Origin of the sequence: Anaerospora hongkongensis (assembly GCF_004339805.1) — a bacterium.
GTDB lineage: Bacteria > Bacillota > Negativicutes > Sporomusales > DSM-15969 > Anaerospora > Anaerospora hongkongensis.
The window spans coordinates 86,626-94,963 of record NZ_SLUI01000018.1 but is presented as its reverse complement, the minus strand read 5'-3'; the positions used below and the strand labels follow the sequence as shown (position 1 = coordinate 94,963).

The following is an 8,338-nucleotide window of genomic DNA, read 5'->3' as shown; positions in this document are numbered from 1 at the left end:
ACTTGATTTTACAACAAAAAAATGGCTCCCGGCTACTGCCGGTGCCATTTTTTTGTTTTCAGAACTATCTTAGTGCGACAGCCCCTTTTTTATTAGCCTTTTTCATTAAAGCGGCTTCCCTGAGGTGCTGTGCTCCAGTGATCAACATAACCTTTACGCAGTTGCTTCATTTGCTTGCTGGCCGCCAGCTCAGCTGCAATCCGGGAACGCTCGATCATTGCTTCCTGCAAAACCTGATAACCATGATTCAGTATCTTTTTTTGTTTTTCAGCAATAACCTGAAATGCCGGTAATAAATGAGCGTATCTTTCCCCGGCAATCTTCCCCGCCAATTGCTGATCGATATATTTGAGTTCTTTGATCAGAGCTTCCCATTCACCTGCTACCCGGCAGAGCCCCTTCATTTCTCTTCGTTGGATAAAGCGGCTCTGCGTATTAGTATTAGCGGCTATTCTGCCGAGAAGCATCATTTTTTTTAACAGCCAGTCATCAATTGTCTCTTTATTCTCCACTCTTCGTCACTCCCTGAGGTGATGGTATTCAGTCTTAGCTGGTACTGTCTGACAGATAGGAAGATAAGGCTGACAATTGCGTATTCATTTTATTAATATACGTCTCTAATGCACTGTATTTTGTATATAGGCTGTCTTGCTTGGCATCCAGCCGGTCTTGTTCTTTATCAATTTCTTCTTGATATTTATCGATCAGCGTGGTTAATGTATTGCTGGTTTCAGAGGCATCATTCTCGGTACCTGCTTTCTCTAGCAGCAAGCCTTTATTCCCGTTATTATCACGGATGGTAGATATGTTGGTTTGCAAGATATCATAGAAACGATACGCAAGCCCTTCTTCCTTATAACGCGTGCTCAGCTGGCTGTTATTGAGTGAACGAACAGAAGTAGTACCGGCATAACTGCTAGATTGCTGCGTAAAGAGGTTGCTGATTCCTTCCGGGTCACTTTCAATCGCTGCCTTAAGCTTGGTTTCATCAATATACAGTTTGCCCTGCTCATCATAGGTACCTGTTGAAATACCAATAGTAAAAATTGTCACTGATTGGCCGGGAACGGAGTCGATTAAAGAACTTCGCAAGCCGCTCAACATAGTCTTCAAGGTTGAATCATTTGCCAAGAGGCCGACTTTTGCTTTCTTTTCCCATTTCTCGATTTCTTCATCTGTCATATCTTCTTTTTGATCGTCAGTCAGCGGCGGATAATCCGAATCATAGTTCTCATCCAAGGCAGAATGGATCGAACTGATAATCGCATTATAATCTTCCACAAAGCTGCTGATGGTATCGTAAATAGCATCCGTATCCTGGGTTAAGCTTACCGTGGCAGCTATATCAGTAGTTTGACTAAAGGTATAGGTTACGCCGTCCACCGTAACTTTATTGGAACTGCGGGTCAATACCTGCCCGTCAATAGTAACCTGGGCATCTACACCGGCAGTTGCAGTATTCAAAAAGCTGCTGAGGAAACTGCTGCCGTCGCCTTCTGTAACAACCAGCGTATTACCGGCCCCCGCCTCATTGGCCGTGAGCGTCAGTTTGCCGCTAAGCTCATCGTATTTCATCGTTGCTCCGGCATTACTGCTGCTGTTAATTTCACTCATCATAGCACTGAGTGTATCACTTTTATCAAAAGTAAACGATGTGCCGTTAATGGTAAGTTCAATCTGTCCGTCACTATTGAAAGCATCATCGCCAAAGATTGTTTCCAGTGTGCTTGTTGTCGTCACCCGGTTGGAAAGAGTTGCACCGCTGCCAAATCCCAGGCTGGTCAATCCGCTGGTTCCTGAGCTGGGGGCGCTGATGGTTATTTTTTGCACACCGCTGTTAGCAGCGGCTGTAATACTAAGATATCCATCAGTGGTGGTACCGACTGTCAGCTTTCCTGTGCCAACTGCTTCATCAATAGCAGTCTGCAAAGAGTCGGCGTCCGTAACGTTACTGAGAGATACTGTTCTGGTGGTCCCATCCACCGCCAGAGTAATACTTTTGCCGCTAAGGCTGCTGTAATCAGCAGCTGCCGAGCCCTGTACGTCCTTGGATATGCTGCTGCTGCTGGTCAGCGTAGCTGCTGTGGCAAGCCGGCTTACTTGTACCGTATGATTCCCCGCTGAAGCTGAACTGCTGGCAGATGCTGATATCGCACTGCTGCTGCTCGTTACGGAATATTTGATGAATGTATTTGCACTCAATAAGCTGCTCGACGAAGTAGTGTTGAAATATTTGCTGGTAAACTCCTGGGCAGCCGTAATAATTGTCCGGTATGACTCCTGGCGCCATTCGGCAAGCTGCTGCTTTTGCTGCAGTTTATTGAGTTTTGTCTTTTCGGCACTCATTAATTGTGTAACAATAGAGTCTACATCCAATCCCGAGGCCAGTCCGGTAATTCTTGTTGTTCCGTTAACAGTCGTTGATGTTACGCTGCTGCTGGTAGACATATCGCATCCCTCCTTTTAATTCTTCTCTCAAGCGATATAATCAATCAGAGACTTAGTGATAACTTTTGCACCTACCGATAACGAGGCTTGATAAACATATTCGGCTGTTGAAACTTCAGTACTGGCCTCAGCTGTATCGATGTCCTCATTGTTACTCATCAGTGTAGTGTACGTGGAGTAGTCGGTGCTCAGGCGGTCAGCAACCCTGGTTACATAATTCATTTTAGCTCCCAGTGCGGCCTGGGCAGTCAATATTTGATTGTGATTCTCATCCAAATCATCCAGCAGATCATTGATATTGCTGAGCGTAGTCGTAGTTACTGTTCCACTGGAAGGATCAATCGTCTTATAGCTCGATTGACCATCCAATGCAGTCAGCAGTTTGGCAAAGGTATCAAACAGATTATTGCCTGTAGTAGCACCAACAACATCCTGCCCTTCTACGTTTACCGTAACCTTGGCATTGAACCCAATATTATATTGAATAGATTGATCCGACGTATCTTCATAGAAATTATCGGAGTTGTCTGCATAAAAGCTGGCAATATCGGCATCATCCGTATCAGACGCCACAACGGTGCCGGTATATTGCCCCTTGTAAGTCACTATATCGCCGATATCGGTAGACTCCAGCCTATAGGGCGCCGCATCGGTATCGAAACCGCCAAAAACATAGCGGCCGGCATAGGTTGAATTCATGATCTGTACAGCCTGCTTCTGCAGTTCTTCCATTTCTGTTTTGATATTGGCCAAATCAGAGTCCGACAGGGTTCCGTTTGACGCTTTTACCGTCAATTCCCGTGCCTGCTGAATAACCTCGTCTAAATCACTTAAAGCAGAGTTCGTTATCCCCTGCCAGGAAGTAACGTCATCTACATTCTTTTTATATTGTTCAACCGTCGCTACATAATTACGGTACTTGATCGCTCTTGTTGCTATAACCGGATCATCGGATGCTAATTGAATCTTTTGCTGGGAAGACATCCGCTCATTGGCTTCATTCAGTCTTTTAGCGGCATTATTAATATTTTTGATGGTACTTGCTGCCATCATATTATTGGTAATTCGCATCAGAAAGCCTCCTTGCTAATCAGATGACACCATATTTATGGTGGTTTTATAAATATCGTCCCATACGGAGATGACCTGGGCCGATGCTTCATAAGCCGATTGATACTTCGTCAGATTAACAGTCTCTTCGTCAGAGGAAACACCGGATACGGACGAGCGGCTGTTTTCAATATAATCGGTAATTGAGGTCTGCAGTTTATATTGGCGCTGTGCATAAGAGCTGGCCGTCCCAAGAGTAGAGACAACCGAATTGTAAAAATCCTCCGGTGAACCACTGCTGAACATTTTTGTATCCTGACAAATACTGATCAGATCACTGATACCTTCATTATTCCCCGCTTCTCCGCTGGCAGAAGATGCTGCTATTTTATTCACATCAGCCGCTACATCCTTTGACAGCGAAATATTCGATGCTGTTATATTCTCATACACTGCCTCGGTAGTAGCGCCGCTGGCCATAAGTTCTTCTGTGGAAAGGCCGTCATAGGAAAAAAACCGGATACCAGTGGAATTATCCAGCCCCACTCCACTGGCATGTCCGCTGTACTCGCTGGCAGTACCGTCTTTGTAGACGCCTTCATTAAAGGCTTTTGCAAAAGTCCGGGCAAACTCATCCAGCTGGCTGGCATAGTAAGGAATACCCTTATATTCTGAGCCAGTACCCGTTCCATCCCGTAAATCCAAATAAGCTTTGACTTGACCGGTATCACCAGGATTAAACTCTTTACCTGTGTCGGCCCAGCGAATGCCATATAATCCATTATCTGAACTGCCGTCTGTAATTGTGTAGCATTCGAGCTGTTTGGCTTTGTTGCCGTTAACTAAAGTTTCTCCGTTCACAGTAACAGTAAGAGTTGTAAGAGTTTTACCATCAGCACTTGTACCAACATTTTTCTGGGTGACTTCCACATCCACCAGCGCGGATAGTTTATCAAGCAGTGCATCCCGAGCATCTTCCAATTCATTGGTAGATGCACCGGAAGAGGCAGCAACGGTAATTTGCTGATTTAAATCCGCAATCTGCTTTGAATACGAATTAATTTGCTCTACAGCCGTTTTGACATCACTGTTAAGATCAGTTCTCAGCTGATTCAACCGTTCGGCAGTATCATTGAGATAGGCACAGATGGAGTTGCCCGTTTCCAGGACGACGGACCGGGCAGAAGTACTGCTGGGATCTGCAGACAAATCCTCTAAAGCTGCATAGAAATCTTCCATTGTTGCACTAAAACCGTCAGCATCCGTACCGTTTATAACAGTTTCTACTTCCTGGAGGTAATTAGACTTAACTTCCCAGCCACCTAAAGAGCTATTTTCCTGCCAATATTTTTGATCCAGGCGGAAGCTTCGCACCCGGTCAATTGAGTCAACCGATACACCCGAGCCAACATAGCTGCTGCTATAGACGGCTGCAGGGCCCACAGCAGTCTGCGCAACTACCTGCCGCGAGTAACCGGTAGTATTTACATTGCTCATATTAGTAGTCGTCACTGCCAGGCCAGCCTGGCTGGCAGCCAGACCGCGATTGGCAATGCTAATTCCCATAAAAGTTGAGGCCATGCCGCATCCCTCCTCTTATTATCCTAAATCTTCAATCAGGCCGGCAATGAGTCCGTCTATGGTGCTAAGAACACGCGCACTGGCAGCATAAGCATTCTGATACATAATTAGGTTAGACATCTCCTCGTCGGTGGATATCCCGGAAATCGCCTGCCGCTGCGTATCTACCTGGGTTACCAGTGCAGCCTGTGTTGCGTAACTGCTGGCGGCATTGTCACCAGCTGTCCCTATCCAGGAGGTCAAAGCAGCATAAAAATTAGTAATATCCAAAGACAAGCCATCAAACTGATAAAGCTGCTTCGTACTCAAATCACTTATCGCCTGAGCAATGCTATTATCGCCACTGGAACCACTCGCCGCTGTAACAAGCTTGTCAGGATCGTCCAATTCCGGGTTGACCTGGATATTCGTAATACTCAACGGCTTAGTCGCATCAATTACCGTAAAAAAATCAAGTCCCTGATCACCATTAAGATCTGCCCCTGAACTATGCAAAGCATTAATCTCGGCAGCAATGCTGGTAATCAGGTCGTTCAAGCCCTGGCGCAGACTACTGATTGAGCTAGCGGCCGTAGTGGTAAAATTGTAGTCTCCTGATGCATCAATTGCCGAGTAGCCCGTCTGATCAGCGTCTTCCAAATACGCTTTAATGCTGCCGCTGGTAATTGAACTGGTGCAATCAAAGCTATTATCCCATTCAATAGATAAGGGATGCTCTGCAGAGCCATCTCCTTGTACTGTCAGGGTGTGAGCCGTGGTGCCGTTGACCAGTGTCACCCCTCCCAGCGTTACCTGTAAAACACCATTTGATTCTATAGTGCTGATTCCGGCGAGAGCAGACATCTGATCAAGCAAGTTATCACGCTGATCTCTTAGATAGCTCGCCTCGCCGCCACCTGCCTCAGCCACAGTAATTTGCCTATTAAGTTCCGCCACCTGCCCTGCCATGGAATTCAGACTGTCTATTCCATCCCGTACGCCCGCTACGGCATCTGCCTGTAATTGCTGGAGCTGACTGTCAATAGTGGATAATGCACTAAGGAGTGAACTGGCAGCCTCCGTTACCGCCTGCCGGTTGCTCTGAGAGCTGGGATCTTTCGATAATTCCTCCCAGGAGTTAAAAAAATCCTCAATCGTCTGCTGCAACCCGGTGTTGATTGTTGTTCCGTCATCGGTCTCAAATTCACTCAGTATTTCCTGCATATATTCAAGATTGCCGCTCTTTACAGCCCAATAATTCGCATCGGCATTTTGCGTTCGGTACGTATTATCCAGCAATTGGTCCCTCGCCCGGGTAATCGATTGTACATTGACTCCTGTTCCGGTAGAGGTTTGGCCGTTGACAATATTCTGTTCTGCTGCAGCCACCCGTGTCCGGGAGGCACCGGTCGTACTAACATTGCTCAGGTTGTTGCTGGTTGCCGCCAAAGATGCCTGACTGGTATACATGCCTGAATAGGCTATATTGTACGTACTAAAAGTCGATCCCATAATCAGCCTACCATGTTAATGAGCGACTGCAGCATCTCATCAGCGGTGGAAATAACCTTGCTGTTAGCCTGATACGCCCGTTGGCTGATCATCATGTTGCTGAACTGTTCTGCCAGATCCACGTTGGACATTTCCAGCGTACCTGCGCTGAGTGTCCCCGATCCGCCGCTGCCGGCAACAACTGTCGTATAATTACCGGAATTGGCGCTAACTGCATATAGGTTGCTGCCGACTTTTTCGAGACCTTCCGGATTCGTAAAAGTTGCAAGGGCAATTTTAGCTAGGGCCTGAGACTGCCCATTACTGTATGTGCCGACAATCGTTCCGTCGGAAGAAATGCTGACGCTTTGTAATTCTCCTGATTCATAACCATTGGGAGTACCGGTTACTTTACTGGTAGTACTGCTGGTATAGGAAAGGAGGTCAGAGAAGTCCATGTTCACATCAAAGGCAGCTACGCTTCCATTGGTTGGCGTCAGCGTCAGAGTCGGAGTAGTATCCTTCGTATAGGAGTTTGTCGACTCAGCAGTATAATTGAAAGTAGTTGAACCCTCGGTAAGAGTTGCAGGTGCGGACAGTGTAACCGTTCCCGCTGCAGTGGTAAAAGTTGCTGCGCCATCAGTCGAATCGGTCACCGTATAGGTAGTACCGTCTGCATCGGTCAGCTTTATATCATAGCTGCCGGCAGTGCCGCTGGCTGCAGCCGCTACCGTAATGGTATAAGCACCTGCTGTTAATCCAGTGCTTGCCGCAATATTACTATTGGCATAGCCAGTAGTATTCGTTGCAGTAGTATCAATTGTTGAAGCTGCCGGTATTGTATTGGTCCCAATAGCAGTAGAATTGTTTTCTGCAACTGTACCATCGGCATTTAATACAATATAACCGCTGGCAGGGCTGATTGACATGCCGTCAGTCGAGCTTGCTTCCCAGTACCAGCTGGTTTGATTCGTAGAAGAATCAATCGCACATTTTTTCCAGTTAACCGCTATATCGTAGTTATTGCCTTGTTCATCATAAACCGTGATGGTAGATGTCTGATCAAAGGTAAGATTGGATGTATCGCCTATATTGTAAAGCGTGGCACCTTCCACTACACTTTTAGACGGATCAAGATTACCGGCAAATGTGGCAGCTGTAGTGGCCTCAGCAGCAAGAATTTTTTTATTGCCATTATAAGAATCAGAATATAAGTTAATTGGCTCTACAGCCTTGTCGCTGTTGAACACATAGTTGCCGTCTGCATCTATGGTATACTCTTGCCAGCCGCAAACCTTATAGCCGCCGACTGTCAGATTGCCATCCTCATCGACATCAAAATTACCTGCTCTGGTAAATTGATATTCCCCGCTGGAGCCGCCGGAGACAATAAAAAATCCGTCGCCACTAATGGATACGTCAGTGGCAACCCCGGTAGATTGTGTGCTGCCTACCGTCATCAGTGTATCAATGCTGCCAACGCTGACACCGAGACCAATCTGCTTGGCGTTAGTTCCCCCTTTGGTGGCGGTTGAGGAAGAAGCACCGCTAATTGTCTGACTGAGTAAATCACTGAAACTGACGCGCTGTGATTTGTAGCCAGTCGTACTGACATTCGAAATATTATTACCGATTACATCCAGGCTTGTCTGCTGAGCCTTAAGACCGGAAACACCGGAAAAAAATGCGGTCATCATAGAGAAGCACCCTCTCACTCGTTATTTATGGTTTGCTATTTCATCAGTCGTTTAGAAATAGTTCAGCCTCCCCGATGGGGTCCGGCCGGGAA

The 8,338-nt window shown here is 46.5% G+C and carries 6 protein-coding genes; all 6 read right to left on the bottom strand.

Features of this window, described 5'->3' with window-relative positions; translation table 11 throughout:
* Positions 1–92: 92 nt before the first annotated feature.
* Genes EV210_RS20275 through EV210_RS20250 form a run of 6 tightly spaced genes read right to left on the bottom strand, consistent with a single transcriptional unit; the run spans position 93 to position 8,246 of the window.
* Positions 93–512, bottom strand: coding sequence for a type 1 periplasmic-binding domain-containing protein (locus tag EV210_RS20275; protein ID WP_132083182.1), 420 nt, complete (start codon positions 510–512; stop codon positions 93–95).
* Positions 513–546: 34 nt separating this feature from the next.
* Positions 547–2,448, bottom strand: coding sequence for a flagellar filament capping protein FliD (fliD, locus tag EV210_RS20270; RefSeq protein ID WP_132083181.1), 1,902 nt, complete (start codon positions 2,446–2,448; stop codon positions 547–549).
* Positions 2,449–2,475: 27 nt separating this feature from the next.
* Positions 2,476–3,519 carry a flagellar hook-associated protein FlgL gene (gene flgL, locus EV210_RS20265; protein ID WP_132083180.1) on the bottom strand — a complete coding sequence of 348 codons (1,044 nt, stop codon included), beginning with the start codon at positions 3,517–3,519 and terminating at the stop codon, positions 2,476–2,478.
* Between the two features lie 15 nt (positions 3,520–3,534).
* Positions 3,535–5,079, bottom strand: a complete 1,545-nt coding sequence (flgK, locus tag EV210_RS20260) for a flagellar hook-associated protein FlgK (RefSeq protein WP_132083179.1) — start codon at positions 5,077–5,079, stop codon at positions 3,535–3,537.
* A gap of 18 nt (positions 5,080–5,097) precedes the next feature.
* The gene (gene flgK / locus EV210_RS20255; RefSeq protein ID WP_132083178.1) at positions 5,098–6,570 is read right to left on the bottom strand and encodes a flagellar hook-associated protein FlgK; all 1,473 of its coding nucleotides are present in this window, start codon (positions 6,568–6,570) and stop codon (positions 5,098–5,100) included.
* 2 nt (positions 6,571–6,572) lie between these two features.
* Positions 6,573–8,246, bottom strand: a complete 1,674-nt coding sequence (locus tag EV210_RS20250; RefSeq protein ID WP_132083177.1) for a flagellar hook protein FlgE — start codon at positions 8,244–8,246, stop codon at positions 6,573–6,575.
* Positions 8,247–8,338 lie beyond the last annotated feature (92 nt).

Excerpts from the sequence above, each read along its gene's own strand:
- EV210_RS20250 (WP_132083177.1), bottom strand. The coding sequence starts at position 8,246 with ATGATGACCGCATTTTTTTCCGGTGTTTCCGGTCTTAAGGCTCAGCAG.
- flgL (WP_132083180.1), bottom strand. The coding sequence starts at position 3,519 with ATGCGAATTACCAATAATATGATGGCAGCAAGTACCATCAAAAATATT.
- flgK (WP_132083178.1), bottom strand. The coding sequence starts at position 6,570 with ATGGGATCGACTTTTAGTACGTACAATATAGCCTATTCAGGCATGTAT.
- flgK (WP_132083179.1), bottom strand. The coding sequence starts at position 5,079 with ATGGCCTCAACTTTTATGGGAATTAGCATTGCCAATCGCGGTCTGGCT.
- fliD (WP_132083181.1), bottom strand. The coding sequence starts at position 2,448 with ATGTCTACCAGCAGCAGCGTAACATCAACGACTGTTAACGGAACAACA.